13 protein-coding genes are annotated in these 15,405 nt (G+C 32.7%); 11 read left to right on the forward strand and 2 right to left on the reverse strand.

The annotated features are described in order from the left end of the window. Nucleotides 1-134: 134 nt before the first annotated feature. The 11 genes from recA (at nt 135) to ABEY15_RS00575 (ending at nt 13,040) form a co-directional block, all read left to right on the forward strand. Nucleotides 135-1,178, forward strand: coding sequence for a recombinase RecA (recA, locus tag ABEY15_RS00525; protein ID WP_429887740.1), 1,044 nt, complete (start codon nt 135-137; stop codon nt 1,176-1,178). A gap of 635 nt (nt 1,179-1,813) precedes the next feature. Further along, the gene (gene rny, locus ABEY15_RS00530; protein WP_429887741.1) at nt 1,814-3,385 is read left to right on the forward strand and encodes a ribonuclease Y; all 1,572 of its coding nucleotides are present in this window, start codon (nt 1,814-1,816) and stop codon (nt 3,383-3,385) included. Between the two features lie 213 nt (nt 3,386-3,598). Next, nucleotides 3,599-4,390: a TIGR00282 family metallophosphoesterase gene (locus tag ABEY15_RS00535; protein ID WP_429887742.1), complete on the forward strand. Its 792-nt coding sequence runs from the start codon at nt 3,599-3,601 to the stop codon at nt 4,388-4,390. A 126-nt stretch (nt 4,391-4,516) separates the two neighbouring features. Beyond that, on the forward strand, nt 4,517-4,777 hold the full coding sequence (gene spoVS / locus ABEY15_RS00540; RefSeq protein WP_044893696.1) for a stage V sporulation protein SpoVS: 261 nt from the start codon (nt 4,517-4,519) through the stop codon (nt 4,775-4,777). Nucleotides 4,778-5,018: 241 nt separating this feature from the next. Then, nucleotides 5,019-5,945, forward strand: coding sequence for a dipeptidase (locus tag ABEY15_RS00545; RefSeq protein ID WP_429887743.1), 927 nt, complete (start codon nt 5,019-5,021; stop codon nt 5,943-5,945). Between the two features lie 230 nt (nt 5,946-6,175). Continuing rightward, the gene (locus ABEY15_RS00550; protein ID WP_429887744.1) at nt 6,176-7,933 is read left to right on the forward strand and encodes a 2-oxoacid:acceptor oxidoreductase subunit alpha; all 1,758 of its coding nucleotides are present in this window, start codon (nt 6,176-6,178) and stop codon (nt 7,931-7,933) included. Beyond that, on the forward strand, nt 7,920-8,786 hold the full coding sequence (locus ABEY15_RS00555; protein ID WP_098861740.1) for a 2-oxoacid:ferredoxin oxidoreductase subunit beta: 867 nt from the start codon (nt 7,920-7,922) through the stop codon (nt 8,784-8,786). The genes ABEY15_RS00550 and ABEY15_RS00555 overlap by 14 nt, the downstream gene beginning before the upstream one ends. A 110-nt stretch (nt 8,787-8,896) precedes the next feature. After that, the gene (locus ABEY15_RS00560) at nt 8,897-9,442 is read left to right on the forward strand and encodes a GNAT family N-acetyltransferase (RefSeq protein ID WP_429887745.1); all 546 of its coding nucleotides are present in this window, start codon (nt 8,897-8,899) and stop codon (nt 9,440-9,442) included. 341 nt (nt 9,443-9,783) lie between these two features. Further along, on the forward strand, nt 9,784-10,734 hold the full coding sequence (mraY, locus tag ABEY15_RS00565; protein ID WP_429887747.1) for a phospho-N-acetylmuramoyl-pentapeptide-transferase: 951 nt from the start codon (nt 9,784-9,786) through the stop codon (nt 10,732-10,734). A 330-nt stretch (nt 10,735-11,064) separates the two neighbouring features. Beyond that, nucleotides 11,065-12,594 carry a tRNA (N6-isopentenyl adenosine(37)-C2)-methylthiotransferase MiaB gene (miaB, locus tag ABEY15_RS00570; protein WP_429887749.1) on the forward strand — a complete coding sequence of 510 codons (1,530 nt, stop codon included), beginning with the start codon at nt 11,065-11,067 and terminating at the stop codon, nt 12,592-12,594. Beyond that, nucleotides 12,594-13,040: a RicAFT regulatory complex protein RicA family protein gene (locus tag ABEY15_RS00575; RefSeq protein ID WP_429887750.1), complete on the forward strand. Its 447-nt coding sequence runs from the start codon at nt 12,594-12,596 to the stop codon at nt 13,038-13,040. Before miaB ends, ABEY15_RS00575 begins: the two co-directional genes overlap by 1 nt. Before the next feature lie 45 nt (nt 13,041-13,085). Here the strand turns inward: ABEY15_RS00575 and ABEY15_RS00580 are convergent, their stop codons facing one another. Together ABEY15_RS00580 and ABEY15_RS00585 are read right to left on the reverse strand one after the other, a co-directional pair. Next, entirely contained in the window at nt 13,086-14,201 is a 1,116-nt protein-coding gene (locus ABEY15_RS00580; RefSeq protein WP_429887751.1) for a GerAB/ArcD/ProY family transporter, read from the reverse strand. After that, entirely contained in the window at nt 14,176-15,396 is a 1,221-nt protein-coding gene (locus ABEY15_RS00585) for a Ger(x)C family spore germination protein (protein WP_429887752.1), read from the reverse strand. Before ABEY15_RS00585 ends, ABEY15_RS00580 begins: the two co-directional genes overlap by 26 nt. Between the last annotated feature and the right edge of the window lie 9 nt (nt 15,397-15,405).

A 15,405-nucleotide genomic window follows, 5' to 3' on the forward strand; every position in this document is an offset into this window, starting at 1 on the left:
GCGTTTCTATTCTTTAAAAAACAAGTTTAAATACGAAAAATATCGAATAAACGTTCTATTTTTTTGTTGGCAAACGAACAAAAAACAGTTATTATATAGTTAAGAGATAAATGAATCCTGAAGGAGGAATCTAAATGAGTGATCGTCAAGCTGCATTAGATATGGCTTTAAAACAAATCGAAAAACAATTCGGTAAAGGTTCAATTATGAAACTTGGAGAACAAACTGAACGCCAAATTTCAACTATTTCTAGTGGATCGTTAGCACTAGATGTTGCATTAGGTGTAGGTGGATATCCAAGAGGACGAATTATCGAAGTATATGGTCCTGAGAGTTCAGGTAAAACAACTGTAGCATTACATGCAATCGCTGAAGTTCAAGCAAATGGAGGACAAGCGGCGTTTATAGATGCTGAGCATGCATTAGATCCGGTTTATGCTCAAAAATTAGGTGTAAACATTGATGAGTTATTATTATCTCAACCAGATACAGGTGAGCAAGCACTTGAAATCGCTGAAGCATTAGTACGTAGTGGTGCAATTGATATTATCGTAATTGACTCAGTAGCTGCATTAGTTCCAAAAGCTGAAATTGAAGGTGAGATGGGTGATGCTCACGTAGGTCTACAAGCACGATTAATGTCGCAAGCATTACGTAAACTTTCAGGTGCAATTAACAAGTCAAAAACGATCGCATTCTTCATTAACCAAATTCGTGAAAAAGTTGGAGTTATGTTTGGTAATCCTGAGACGACTCCAGGTGGACGTGCGTTAAAATTCTATTCTACAATTCGTTTAGAAGTACGTCGTGCTGAACAATTAAAACAAGGTAATGATATTGTGGGTAACAAAACAAAGATTAAAGTAGTTAAAAATAAAGTAGCACCACCATTTAGACAAGCAGAAGTAGACATTATGTATGGAGAAGGTATTTCTAAAGAAGGAGAAATTCTTGATATTGGAGCTGATTTAGATATCGTTCTTAAGAGTGGAGCATGGTATTCTTACAATGAAGAGCGTCTTGGACAAGGCCGTGAGAATGCTAAGCAATTCTTAAAAGAAAATAAAGAAATACGTGATACGATTAAACAATCGATCCGTATTCACCATGGTTTAGATAACCCTGTTACTGTAACAGAAACAGACGACGAAGAACAATTCTCTTTATTAAATGAGTAATCAAAAGTTAGTTTAAAACGACAGAAAAAATGCGGGCGCTTATTAAAAGTGTCTGCATTTTTTTATATTTATAATTTCATATTTCTTTGATTTTTATGAAATACAGAAAATAATTTTATGAATATGAAAAAGTTGATTCAAAAAAAAGGATTCACCGCCCCTATAGGAAATGCGAAGTGAGAGCTTATTTGAATGACCATGAAGAGGCAAATCAAGTCAATCATGGTAAGTAGGTGTCCTACATTAGAATAAAGCATACTTTTATGATTAGGGCTTATCAAAAAAACAGACAATATCTATTTTCTTTTATATTTATAAGTAGTAATTTATAAATGAAAAATTCGATCAATTAACTTATTAATCTGATCTTAAAAAAAAATTAATGAATAAAATTTAGATTCTCATGTATGAAATCTAGTAAAAATGTAATAAATATTGATAAATCAAGTAAGTAAGCGATTTACAAGGCTTGACATCATTTGGTAAGAGATTTAATATTTAAGTGTATATTCTAAAAAAATATTACTATTCTGTGAAAAATTGAATTGAAGTGTGCTGTATGTTGATGCAATTATTTATACAATATAACAGCCGACAAAAATGAAACTAACTAAATAGCAAGAGGAGGTGAAATCATGGGTGCAAATACTATAATTTTGATCATCTTCGCATTGCTTGCCACATTCGGAGTCGGTTATGCTGTCGGATTTTTTGTCCGTAAGTCCATTGCAGAAGCTAAAATAAATGGCGCAACTAATCATGCAAATCAAATTATTGAAGATGCAAAACGTGATTCAGAAACAATTAAAAAAGAAGCTTTATTGGAAGCAAAGGACGAAATTTTCAATATTCGTACAGATGCAGAGAACGAAATTCGAGACCGTCGTAGTGAACTACAAAAGTCAGAAAATCGTTTAATGCAAAAAGAAGAGAACTTAGATCGTAAAGATGAAGGACTTTCAAAACGTGAGTCTGTTCTTGAAAGAAAAGAGGAATCTCTTGTTTTAAAACAACAGCAGATAGAAGAAATGGAAAGCAAGATAGAAGCGTTAATTGCTGCTCAACAAGAAGAGTTAGAGAGAATATCTAGCTTAAATCGTGAAGAAGCAAGACAATTAATACTTACTAAAGTCGAAAATGAATTATCCCATGAAACAGCAATACTAGTAAAAGAAACAGAAGCTCGAGCAAAAGAAGAAGCAGATAAGAAAGCAAAAGATATTTTATCATTAGCAATCCAGCGATGTGCTGCAGATCATGTTGCTGAAACAACTGTTTCAGTTGTAAATCTTCCAAATGATGAAATGAAAGGTCGTATTATTGGCCGTGAAGGACGAAATATACGTACTTTAGAAACGTTAACTGGTATAGATTTAATTATTGATGATACGCCTGAAGCTGTAATATTATCAGGTTTTGATCCAATTCGTCGTGAAACTGCACGAATTGCACTAGATAAATTAGTACAAGATGGTCGAATCCATCCTGCACGAATTGAAGAAATGGTTGAAAAATCAAGACGAGAAGTAGATGAGTACATACGTGAAGTCGGTGAACAAACTACTTTTGAAGTTGGTGTTCATGGAATTCACCCTGACTTAATTAAAATATTAGGTCGTCTGAAATTTAGAACTAGTTATGGTCAAAATGTGTTAAAGCATTCGATGGAAGTAGCGAACCTAGCTGGACTTATGGCTGCTGAACTTGGTGAAGATACAAAACTTGCAAAACGTGCAGGTTTACTTCACGATATTGGTAAAGCAATTGACCATGAGGTAGAAGGAAGTCACGTTGAAATCGGTGTCGAATTAGCAACGAAATATAAAGAACATCCAGTAGTTATCAATAGTATTGCATCTCATCATGGGGATGCTGCGCCAACTTCAATTATTGCGGTTCTTGTAGCTGCTGCAGATGCACTATCTGCTGCTAGACCAGGAGCACGTAGCGAAACATTAGAAAACTATATCCGTCGTTTAGAAAAGCTTGAAGAGATTTCTGAATCATACGAAGGAGTAGAAAAATCATTCGCTATTCAAGCAGGTCGTGAAGTACGCATTATGGTAAAACCTGATACAATTGATGATTTACAAGCTCATAGATTAGCGAGAGATATTAGAAAACGTATTGAAGATGAACTGGATTATCCAGGTCATATAAAAGTTACGGTTATTCGTGAAACTCGAGCTGTCGAGTATGCAAAATAAAGTGGTATATGCCACTTTATTTTCTTTTTTGTAACAAAATAAAGTATTTTTAAAAATAGCTCCAACTAATACATATCTGAAATGAATCTTAGTTGAATGGCATAGATGAAGATTCAGATTGTGCTAGTAAAGGGGCTTTTCGTATTTTTGGGTAATCTAAAAGGAAAATCAGTGCTGTGAATTAACAGTGGCAAGTTGGAAGGATGTAACGAAATGAGAATAATGTTTATAGGCGATGTAGTTGGTTCAAATGGTAGGGCAATGGTAAAGGCTAATATTCAAGCTTTAAAAAGGAAATATAATCCTTCAGTAACGATTATAAATGGTGAAAATCCAGCACATGGTAAAGGAATAACGGAAAAAATTTACCGCGAATTTTTAGAATTAGGTGCTCAAGCAGTAACACTTGGTAACCATGCATGGGATAAAAAGGATATTTTTGAATTTATTGATCAAGCAAAATACTTAGTTAGACCAGCTAATTTCCCTGAAGGTACACCTGGAAATGGATTAGTATTTTTAAATTTTAATGATGTTGAAATAGCCGTTATAAATCTACAAGGTAGAACATTTTTACCGCCACTTGATTGTCCTTTTAAAAAAGCTGATGAGCTAATAAAAATTGCTAAAAAACGAACAAACATCATTTTTGTTGATTTTCATGCAGAAGCAACAAGTGAAAAAATAGCTATGGGCTGGTATTTGGACGGAAGAGTAACAGCGGTTGTTGGTACACATACTCATGTTCAAACGGCTGATGAGCGAGTTTTACCTGCGGGTACAGCGTTTATTACGGATGTTGGAATGACGGGTCCATATGATGGCATTCTAGGCGTTACGAAAGAAGCTGTTATTAAAAAATTCTTAACGAACTTACCAGTAAGATTCGAGGTAGATGAAGGTAGAGGTCAATTAAGTGGTGTAATCATCGAATTAGACAAACAAACTGGACTAGCAAAATCAATAAAAAGAATACAAATAAATGATGATCATCAAGAGCTATAAGAACAATTAAAAGAATTGTGAAAATTTTTAAAAAACTTTTAAATATTTGCAGGAATAACTTCTTGTTATCGAGAATAGTTTTTATTGTACACAATAATAGCTTTGTAAGTACAAGGAGGATCAGGAATGGAAATATTAAAAGTTTCAGCAAAGTCAAACCCTAATTCTGTAGCAGGAGCACTTGCAGGTGTATTGAGAGAGCGTGGTTCAGCAGAAATTCAAGCAATTGGTGCTGGCGCGTTAAACCAAGCTGTAAAAGCAGTTGCAATTGCAAGAGGATTCGTTGCACCAAGTGGTGTAGACCTTATTTGTATCCCTGCATTTACAGATATTCAAATCGATGGGGAAGAGCGTACAGCGATAAAATTAATCGTAGAGCCTCGTTAATAATAACAACCTGTTAGCCTAAAGCGACAGGTTGTTTTATTTTTAATTCAAGTAAGAGTAAGAGGTAGCGAGTCAGATTAGGCAAATTTGTAATGAAAAAAGTGGAGCTAAGACTTTAGCTCCGACTTGAAGCTCGTTTAGTCGACGAGTTTTTTTTGCGTATAATTATTACTTTAATTATTGGATTTATTAATATGTTACACTAGTTTCAATAGTCAAAAAAATGAGAGGGTGTTAATTTATGAAAATTTTTGATGCTCATTGTGATGTATTGATGAAATTACTAGAAAAACCTTCGATCAATTTTGAAAATGATGATTCACTACAAGTTTCAGTTAATCGATTAAAACAAGGGAATAGTAAAATACAATGTTATGCGATTTATATTCCCGAAAATGTACATAAACTAATCAAATTTGATGCAGCTCTTCAATGTGTCACACTTTTTTATGAAAAAGTAGCAACAGAAAATAATAATATAAAAGTTATTCGAACAAAAGAAGATGAAGTTGGATTAAAAAGTTACGAAATGGGTGCTATTTTGACGCTAGAGGGCTGTGATGCACTTTTAGGTGATATTAATCGCTTAAAGATATTACATCGTCTAGGCGTACGTAGTGTCGGTCTAGTGTGGAATTATGCAAATGAAGCTGCAGATGGAATTCTTGAAGAAAGGAATGGGGGGTTAACTAATTTTGGAAGAAGTGTAGTTCATTACTTAAATGAGCATAATATGTGGTGTGATCTTTCTCATTGTACTGAAGCCGCGTTTTGGGATGCATTTGAACAAGCAAAATATCCAACTGCGACTCACTCAAATGCTAAAGCGATTTGTAAACATCCAAGAAATTTAAATGATGAACAGCTAAAGGCTATGTTTAATAGAGAAGCAATAGTAGGGATTAATTTCTATCCTACTTTCTTAGTCGATGAAGGTGTCGCAAATATTTCAGATATTCTTAAACATATCGATTATATGTGCTCTCTAGGTGGAGAAAAATTTATCGCGATGGGATCAGATTTTGATGGAATCGATACGCATCCAACAAATTTACATCACGTAGGACTTTATCAAAATTTAACAAATGAATTGCTTAAACACTATACAGAACAGCAGGTTAAAGGCTTTATGTATGAGAATTATTCATCATATATCCATTACAAATAACACGTTACTTGTTCAGAATAATAAAAATATAAAAATTAAAGGAATAATTTCTTTCAAAATCATTGATTTTTTTGGTTAATAGGTCTATAGTTGAAAGCGAATTAACTCATATCAAAAGATATGTTTTAAATCGCTTTCATTCTTTTATAATAAAATGAATGATATGCAAAAAAATTATCCATTTATAATTTAATTTATTACGAATGAGGGCATTCAAAGGGGTGTAGGAAATGATTGAACAACTTTCGTGGAAAGTTGGAGGACAACAGGGTGAAGGTATCGAAAGTACAGGTGAGATTTTTGCAATTGCGTTAAACCGTTTAGGTTACTACTTATACGGATATCGTCATTTCTCTTCTCGTATTAAAGGTGGTCACACTAATAACAAAATTCGTGTAAGTACAACTGAAGTTCGTGCAATTTCAGATGACTTAGATATTTTAGTAGCATTTGACCAAGAAACAATCGATGTAAACTTTTATGAATTACGCAAAGGCGGTATTGTAATCGCTGATGCTAAATTTAATCCGACAATTCCAGATTCAACTGACGTAACACTTTATTCAATTCCATTTACAGAATTAGCTACTGAACTAGGTACTTCATTAATGAAAAACATGGTTGCAGTTGGAGCTTCAAGTGCAATTTTAGGTCTATCAATTGAAGTTTTCAGAGAAGTTGTAGATGAAATTTTTGGTAAAAAAGGTCAACAAATTGTTGAGAAAAACATAGAAGCAATCGCACGTGGAGCAGAAGAAATGAGAGAAATGCTTGGCGTGAATGTAAATAAAATGCAATTATCAGAAGCTGATGGTAAAAAACGTATGTTCTTAATCGGTAACGATGCAATCGCAATGGGTGCATTAGCTGGTGGTTCTCGTTTTATGGCAGCGTATCCAATTACGCCAGCATCTGAAATTATGGAATACTTAATTAAAAAATTACCTCAGTATGGTGGAGCAGTTATTCAAACTGAAGACGAAATTGCTGCATGTACAATGGCAATCGGTGCTAACTATGCTGGTGTTCGTACATTAACATCATCTGCAGGTCCTGGTCTTTCATTAATGATGGAAGCAATCGGTCTTTCTGGTATGACTGAAGTTCCTTTAGTAATCGTTGATACTCAACGTGGTGGTCCAAGTACTGGTCTTCCAACTAAACAAGAGCAATCAGACTTAATGGCTATGATCTACGGAACACACGGTGAAATTCCGAAAGTAGTAATCGCTCCAAGTACAGTAGAAGAAGGATTCTACGATATGGTGGAAGCGTTTAACGTAGCTGAAGAGTTCCAAGTACCTGTTATCGTAATTACTGACTTACAACTTTCTTTAGGTAAACAAACTGTTGAGCCACTTCAATTTGATAAAGTACAAATTCGCCGTGGTAAGTTTGATTACAAACAAGAATTACCTGTATCAGAAAACAAAGAGTACTTCAAACGTTATGAAGTGACTGAAGATGGCGTTTCTCCTCGTGTAGTACCAGGTATGAAAGGTGGAATTCACCACGTAACTGGTGTTGAGCATGATGAAATGGGTAAACCATCTGAATCACCAATTAACCGTAATCAACAAATGGATAAACGTATGCGCAAGTTAAATAACCTAAAATTCCCTAACCCAGTGTTAGTGAACTCTAAACACGACGATGGTGATGTATTACTAGTTGGTTTCAACTCAACTCGTGGTGCAATTGAAGAAGCAATGGTTCGTTTAGAGCAAGATGGTATCAAAGTTAACCATGCTCATATCCGTCTAATCCACCCATTCCCAACAAACGAATTAATGCCTGAGCTTAAAAAAGCTAAACGTGTAATCGTTGTTGAAAATAATGCTACTGGTCAATTAGCAAGCATTATCAAAATGAATTGTGGTCATGCAGAAAAGATTTCAAGCTTACTAAAATATGATGGAAATCCTTTCTTACCAAAAGAAATTTACAATACTTGCAAGGAAGGAGTTGTTCTAAATGGCAACATTTAAAGAATTTCGTAATAATATTAAACCAAACTGGTGCCCAGGATGTGGAGACTTCTCTGTACAAGCATCTATCCAACGTGCAGCAGCAAATGTTGGTTTAGAACCTGATAACCTTGCAGTAATTTCTGGTATTGGATGTTCTGGTCGTATTTCTGGATATATTAACTCTTACGGTTTACATGGTATCCATGGTCGTTCACTTCCAATTGCACAAGGTGTAAAAATGGCTAACCGTGATCTAACTGTTATCGCTTCTGGTGGTGACGGTGATGGATTCGCTATCGGTTTAGGCCATACAATCCATGCAATTCGTCGTAACATCGACATTACGTATATCGTAATGGATAACCAAATCTATGGTCTTACAAAAGGTCAAACATCACCACGTAGTGATGTAGGATTCAAAACTAAGAGTACGCCACAAGGTTCTGTTGAATCGGCACTTTCAGTAATGGAAATGGCTTTAACAGCTGGTGGAACATTCGTAGCTCAAAGTTTCTCAAGTGATTTAAAAGAATTAACTTCATTAATTGAGCAAGGTATTAACCACAAAGGTTTCTCTTTAATTAACGTATTCAGCCCATGTGTAACTTACAATAAAGTAAACACATATGACTGGTTTAAAGAAAATCTTGTTAAGCTTTCTGATATTGAAGGATATGATCCATCAAACAAAGAAATGGCTATGCAAACATTAATGCAAAATAAAGGTTTAGTAACTGGTCTTATCTACCAAAACAAAGAGCAAAAATCATACCAACAATTAATTTCTGGATACAGTGAAGAACCATTAGTTGAATCAGAACTTCAATTAGAAAAAGCACAATTCGAAAAATTAGTTGCTGAATTCATGTAATAAAAAGAAAAACTCCTCATTTTTGAGGAGTTTTTTTATTTTGCATGACAATGTATTATGAAGGATACTACTATTTAATGTTGAAGTAGTTTGTAGTTAGGAGTGTTTTGATGATGAATATTAAAATAAGAAGGCCAAGAATAGAAGACATGAAAGAGTTAAATCAATTTTTTAAAATAGTGATTACAGACACTTTTACAAAAGAAGGTATTAGCAATCAGGTGGAAAGTATGAATGAAGAAATCGAAACAAAAGGAATTTATTTAGATAATGATTTTAAAAGTAATGGTGAAGATCGATTTTTTTTGATTGCCCTAGAAAACGAAAAAATTATTGGGTCGATTGAATATGGTCCAACTAGTGATCTTATTTTAAATTGTACAAACCATGCATTAAAAGGCCTACCTGAGGTCGGTACTGTATTTGTACATCCAGACTATCAAAAAAATGGAATAGGAAATTTATTATTAAATAAGATGTACGTTACTCTACAGAATAAAGGGATAGAAGAATTTTGTTTAGATAGTGGCTATTGTAATGCTCAAAAAATCTGGAAAAAGAAATTTGGGGAACCTAATTATTTATTAAAGGACTTTTGGGAAAAGGGATATGATCATATGATTTGGAAAATTAAAGTCAGCGATATATTAATATAGCAATTTTTCAGGTTTTATTTGCAAACCACTGTTTAATTGCCATTTTCATCATTTGTTTTTACAGAAGAATCCTTTATTTGCGATTCCGAAACTCTTTTTTGCATTCTAGACATTGTTATTACTTCTCTTTATAAATCAACAGTTTTACTAACATTTAAAGATTCTCAAAGAATATATCCCAAAATAAAAAATGGAGCGTTCCAATTTTGGACAGACACCCTTCATTTTTTAATTACAAAGTAACACTTAAATAAATTCTTAAATTAAAAAATAGGCAAATAAAGGAAATCGCTTGATATTATCGAATTTCTTAATTAAAAATAATTGAAAGGAGAATAGTTTTGTTATCCTCACTCGTACCTGCTTTAATTACTTTTATTTTGGTAAGTATTCTTTCACCTTTTTTAATTGCGACGTTAAGAAGATTGAAGTTGACTCAACCTATAAGAGCGGAATTACCAGCTGAACACCATAATAAAAAGGGTACTCCTTTAATGCTGGGAAGTATATTTTTGATTGGTATTTTAGTAGCTTTCCTTAATTATTCCAGTCCACTTATGCTTTTTTTAGTTGGAACTTTTATTTTATTCAGTGTTGTTGGTTTTCTTGATGACTTTTGGAAAGCATCAAAACAGGATCCAGGAGGAATATCAGCTAAAACAAAACTAGTTTTTCAATTTTCTTTTACTATTTTTTTACTTATTGTATTAATTAATTTTTTTGAAGTAGACACAACCTTTCGGATTACGGATTCTATAAGTATCTTTTTACCATTATGGGTTTATTTGGCCCTAATCACTTTATTTATTGTAGGATCAGCTAATGCTATTAATTTTACAGACGGGATGGATGGACTGCTTGGTATGGTATCAATCCCTACCTTCTTTTTCTTTTTTCTAATTTCAGATCATATTGAAGTGAAAATTTTTAGTCTCATAATGATCGCTAGTTTAGCTGGTTTTTTAATTTATAACTTATATCCAGCTAAGGCTTTTATGGGCGACACAGGTTCAATGGCGATTGGTGGTTCTTTATCATTTTTAGCGATTATCGAAAAAGTAGAAATCTTGATTCCAATGCTGTTTTTTATTTATTTAGCTGAACAGTTTTCCGTTATTTTTCAAGTTTTCTACTATAAAAGAACAAGAAAAAGATTATTTCTTATGGCTCCTATACATTTTCACTATGGAATTAAATATGGTTGGTCAGAAAATGTCATTGTCATGAACTTTACGATTGTTTCTTGGACAGGTTGTTTATTGAGCTACTTATATTTTTATTTTTTTATGTAACTTATGAACCTACAGTTATCAAACTGAGAATTATTAATTTAAGAGGATCCTTTGATGGATTCTCTTTTTATATTTAAGTGCCTTTAAGACTTCGAGGGGGATCGGGTCACGTTTCCAAGAGTGAGGATGAATATTTGAAATCAAAATTCTTCTATATAATAATTAAAGCGCTTTATTATTTAAAGAATTGTTTTTATAATAATGAATAAAATTATTCAAATATACTACTATTATCAGCTTTCTTTTTTGCGTAACGCACATTGTATATTGTAGAATAACGTTATATACTTAAGTAATGTGTGGACGCTCGAGAAGAAAGGAGATTGTTTCATGAATGAACAACAACGCCTTCAAGGCACTAATATAAATAATTCAAAAGATAAAAACGATAAAGATTATAGTAAATATTTTGAAAAAGTTTACCAAGCTCCATCTTTAGCTGATGCAAAGCGTCGTGGTAAAGAAGAAGTTACGTATGATCGTGGTTTCGAGATTCCTGAAGAAATGAGAAATTCAGGTGTAGGTAAGAAATTCTTAATCCGTACTTATGGTTGCCAAATGAATGAACATGACACAGAAGTTATGGCAGGTATTTTAACGACGATGGGCTATGAAGTAGCTACATCAGTTGAAGATGCTGATATTATTCTATTAAACACATGTGCAATTCGAGAAAATGCTGAAAATAAAGTGTTTGGTGAAATTGGTCACTTAAAACCGTTAAAACTTCAAAGACCAGATCTATTAATTGGTATTTGTGGTTGTATGTCTCAAGAAGAAGCAGTTGTTAATCGAATCTTACAAAAACATTCATTTATAGATATGGTATTTGGTACACATAATATTCATAGATTACCATTTATTATTCAAGAAGCGATGTTTAGTAAAGAAATGGTTATTGAAGTATGGTCAAAAGAAGGGGATGTAATCGAGAACCTTCCAAAAGTACGTCGTGGAGAAATAAAAGCTTGGGTTAATATTATGTATGGCTGTGATAAATTCTGTACATACTGTATTGTTCCTTACACACGTGGTAAAGAACGTAGTCGTCAACCAGAGGATATCATCAATGAAGTACGTGAATTAGCTAGACTGGGCTATAAAGAAGTTACTTTATTAGGACAAAATGTTAATGCTTATGGTAAAGACTTAGATGATGGTAAATATGGATTAGGTCATTTAATGGATGAAATCCGTAAAATTGGTATCCCACGTGTTCGTTTTACAACAAGTCATCCACGTGATTTTGATGATCATTTAATAGAAGTATTAGCAAAAGGTGGCAACTTAATGCCACATATTCATTTACCAGTTCAATCTGGTAGCTCTGAAGTTCTAAAATTAATGTCACGTAAATATGATCGTGAACAATATCTAGAACTTGTAAGAAAATTAAAAACAGCAATGCCACAAATTTCATTTACAACAGATATCATTGTTGGATTCCCGAATGAAACAGATGAGCAATTCGAAGAAACGATGACATTATATGAAGAAGTTGGTTTTGATTTAGCATTTACATTCATTTATTCACCACGTGAAGGTACACCAGCTGCAAAAATGGTAGATAATGTACCAGAGAGTGTGAAAAAGGAAAGATTACAACGACTTAACAATCTTGTAAATGAAAAATCTGCTGAATTTAATAAACGTTTTGAAGGTCAAATACTTGATGTATTAGTAGAAGGAGAAAGCAAGAAAAACCCTGATGTACTTGCTGGGTATACTCCTTATAATAAACTTGTAAACTTTAGAGGTCCTAAAGCAATCGTTGGTCAAATTGTTAAAGTAAAAGTTACAAAAGCTAAAACATGGTCATTAGATGGAGAATTAGTAGAAGAAACAGTAGAGGTGCTATAATGGGAAAATATACAAAAACTGATATCGTTGAACGTGCAAAAGAATTAGCAGTAATGATTTCTGAAACAGAAGAAGTGGACTTTTTTAAACGTGCTGAAGCGCAAATTAACGAGAGTGAAACTGTAAGAGCTTATATTGAAGAAATTAAGTCATTACAAAAACAAGCAGTTAATTTAGAGCACTGGGGCAAGAAAGAAGCACTTAAAAAAGTTGAACAAGAGCTTGATGAATTAAACGAAAAACTAGAAACAATTCCAGTTGTACAAGAATTTCAATCTTCTCAAGTAGAAGTTAATGACTTACTTCAATTAATCGCTCACACGATCTCAAATGGTGTGACAGACGAAATCATTAAGACAACAGGCGGTAACTTATTAAGTGGTGAGACAGGTTCAAAAGTAGCACATGGACCGGATGCTTGCAAAACAGATAGCTGCGGCCATTAATAAAAAAGACACAATATGCAATTAAGTTTGCTGTTGTGTCTTTTTTTAAGATTGAGGACTACTCGGATTGAAAAATTTCTTTTTAAAAAAAATGATTAATGCGATTAGTAAAGGGATTATGATTTGGAACGGAATATGAAGAAAAATAGGTACTTTTACTAATCCTATATATAGAAATTTTGAGAATTCTTTACTCAAATTAATTGAAATACATAAAACAATGACGCCAAAGGTAATAATAATAGGTACTTTTTTTATTTTAGGATGTAGATCTGTGAATATAATAAATGCAGCAAGAAAATAAACAGTTGCTTTTATAAAGCCACCAATCATAAAAATTACTACACCGATTAAATCAAATCTTTGAATAATATTGAAGATATAAATCTTTTTTAATGCTTCTAAAAATGGATAAACTGAGTCTTGGAAAAGCTCCGGACCTAGCATACCCATCGTAATCAATGCACCGATTGAGAGTATACAGCCTAATAATAAGATACTTATTACACCTTTAAAAGGAAAATGATCATTCCTTTTTACATAAGTAAATAGCGTTGTACAAGCAATCATTTCCCCTATTGGAAAGGTGATTGTTGTTGGAAACAAACTTTGGAAAACATGACTCCAACCATTTCCTAAGATTGGCTGAATGTTATTAAACACAAATTGACCGTTAATTAAAGCTAACATTATTGACAAAATAAAAAATGTAAAGGTAATAAAAAAGAGTATTTCACCTGTACGTGCAAATGCTTCAATTCCAAAATAACAAGCAAACATTAACGTGATGATAAAGATTAGTGAAAGAATCCAGAGGCTTTTATTCGTCAATAATGTTGACTGAGTAAGATATGCAAAATCAGTTACTAATCTTGCTGTGATATAGATAAAATAAGCTATATATGCATATGAAAAAAGCATACCCAAATATTTTCCTAATGCAAATAAAATGACTTGGACAAATGAAACTGAATCGGCCCAATAAAATAATTTACAGTAAAAAAGAAATAGAAAAATACCATATAAATAAGCTAATAGAACTGCAATCCAAGAATCGTTTCCAGATTCTTTAACAAAACCGATTACAATCGAACTCCCAATTAAAAAATTTATTAAAATTGCATTTAATTGAAAACTACTGATTCGTATTGTTTGCTTCATTATCAACTCTTCCCCTACTAGGAAATTTATCATTAAAGTTTATAGTTCCAATTTGTCTAATATTTATCGAAACTTTCGTGTTAACATCTACATTCTTTAAAAAATCACTTTGAACTTTTTCCCATTTTTGCGGATGTTTTATGTAGTAAATATTCCCAAATCCAAACAAATCACTATTATATTCCTTAGTTTTTCGAATTAAATTATTTAAACTATTTGTTAGTTCCGTTTTATATTTATTTTCTAATTCCTTTTCAGTTTTTGTAAAGTTTGAACGCGTAATATAGTTACAATTATTTTCGACTAGTGTTCCATCAATCGTTAAAGAAAGTTTGATGGATGGATTTTTATTACCTATCAGTTCTTTTTTAGCCCTAATTGAGTTGATTTTTAGAACAGCTTTTTTATGATCCGAACATATTGTTTCTAATACAGCATTTTTTACTTTACCTTGAGTAATGAAGTAAAGAAAAGTTTCTCTGATCGAAATTGAACCTGCATATTCTGAATCATGAAATAAAGAAAATCCACTTAATTTGATGGTAGTTTTAGGATCTAATGATTGAGTATTTTCGATTGTTCCCCCCGCTTTAATATCACCATTTACTTCTAAATCTGGTAAAAACAAGTCACTACCTTCTTTATATAAATCAATTAAAACATTAATTGGTGAAGTGAATACAGATTGTGCAGATTGTTCACTTATATTTAAAATCATGTTTCTGATATCCATTGCTGGAAAATCTTGAATAGGTGTAAAGATTTTTAACATTTCTTCAGGTTTATTTTCTTTAACAACAGCTATAGGATAATGGTTTGATGTTTTTTTAGCTCGAATTAAAAAATCAATAACCGGTCCAAGACCTTCTTTTTTTAGTAAATCTTCACTAATAAGTACTAACTGCAAATGAGACAAATCGATGTTCTTAGGCATTTGGTCGGATATTGTATAGAGTGCCGATGTAAGTGTTTTACCATCACCATCGAATGTCGTAATAGGAGACAACATTGATTTTGAATTTGCATTTTTTGCACCAGCATTTGCTAATTGAACGGTGAGGTGATAAAGATCATTTTCTTTAGCAATACCTAAGCTAATAACAGAACCGATTTCGTTTATTTCAGTTCGATCTTTATTATTAAATAGAATACTTAATGTTAATAGAAGAGGTATAAAAAGCCAAAATCCTTTCATTTTAGTCCC

It is taken from the genome of Gottfriedia acidiceleris, from assembly GCF_050457485.1.
In the GTDB taxonomy this organism is placed as follows: domain Bacteria; phylum Bacillota; class Bacilli; order Bacillales; family Bacillaceae_G; genus Gottfriedia; species Gottfriedia acidiceleris_D.

Excerpts from the sequence above, each read along its gene's own strand:
- recA (WP_429887740.1), top strand. The coding sequence starts at position 135 with ATGAGTGATCGTCAAGCTGCATTAGATATGGCTTTAAAACAAATCGAA.
- rny (WP_429887741.1), top strand. The coding sequence starts at position 1,814 with ATGGGTGCAAATACTATAATTTTGATCATCTTCGCATTGCTTGCCACA.
- ABEY15_RS00535 (WP_429887742.1), top strand. The coding sequence starts at position 3,599 with ATGAGAATAATGTTTATAGGCGATGTAGTTGGTTCAAATGGTAGGGCA.
- spoVS (WP_044893696.1), top strand. The coding sequence starts at position 4,517 with ATGGAAATATTAAAAGTTTCAGCAAAGTCAAACCCTAATTCTGTAGCA.
- ABEY15_RS00545 (WP_429887743.1), top strand. The coding sequence starts at position 5,019 with ATGAAAATTTTTGATGCTCATTGTGATGTATTGATGAAATTACTAGAA.
- ABEY15_RS00550 (WP_429887744.1), top strand. The coding sequence starts at position 6,176 with ATGATTGAACAACTTTCGTGGAAAGTTGGAGGACAACAGGGTGAAGGT.
- ABEY15_RS00555 (WP_098861740.1), top strand. The coding sequence starts at position 7,920 with ATGGCAACATTTAAAGAATTTCGTAATAATATTAAACCAAACTGGTGC.
- ABEY15_RS00560 (WP_429887745.1), top strand. The coding sequence starts at position 8,897 with ATGATGAATATTAAAATAAGAAGGCCAAGAATAGAAGACATGAAAGAG.
- miaB (WP_429887749.1), top strand. The coding sequence starts at position 11,065 with ATGAATGAACAACAACGCCTTCAAGGCACTAATATAAATAATTCAAAA.
- ABEY15_RS00575 (WP_429887750.1), top strand. The coding sequence starts at position 12,594 with ATGGGAAAATATACAAAAACTGATATCGTTGAACGTGCAAAAGAATTA.
- ABEY15_RS00580 (WP_429887751.1), bottom strand. The coding sequence starts at position 14,201 with ATGAAGCAAACAATACGAATCAGTAGTTTTCAATTAAATGCAATTTTA.
- ABEY15_RS00585 (WP_429887752.1), bottom strand. The coding sequence starts at position 15,396 with ATGAAAGGATTTTGGCTTTTTATACCTCTTCTATTAACATTAAGTATT.